The sequence below is a fragment of the Pseudomonas sp. NPDC096950 genome, assembly GCF_044762525.1.
In the GTDB taxonomy this organism is placed as follows: domain Bacteria; phylum Pseudomonadota; class Gammaproteobacteria; order Pseudomonadales; family Pseudomonadaceae; genus Aquipseudomonas.
Genome location: NZ_JBIWEL010000012.1, coordinates 176,532 through 176,898, shown reverse-complemented (window position 1 = coordinate 176,898; position 367 = coordinate 176,532). Strand labels below are relative to the sequence as shown.

Annotated in this window: 1 pseudogene; it reads left to right on the top strand. The window is 60.8% G+C overall.

The window, feature by feature from the left end:
* Positions 1-23 precede the first annotated feature (23 nt).
* Positions 24-367: pseudogene (locus ACIQY3_RS19560) on the top strand (toprim domain-containing protein); the annotation flags it as partial.

Genomic DNA, 367 nt, shown 5'->3' with positions numbered 1-367 from the left:
CCAGGCGCACATCGAGGCACAGTGTGGACTCCCCGGCGAAGGCCAAGACCATCAACAAGTATCTGGGTAACCAATACGTGGTGAAGTCGAGTATCGGCCATATCCGAGACCTGCCCACCAGCGGTTCGGCTAGCGCCAGCAAAGAGCCAGCCGCCAAGCGCGGCAAGGCCGCCGCGGGTGAAGGTCCGGTGCTCACGCCGAAAGAGAAAGCGCGCAAGCAGCTTGTCTCGCGCATGGGTGTCGATCCCGATCATGGCTGGAAAGCCAAGTACGAGATCCTCCCGGGCAAGGAAAAAGTCATCGAAGAGCTGCGCCGGCTCGCCAAGGATGCTGACACCATCTATCACGCAACCCACTAGGATCGCGA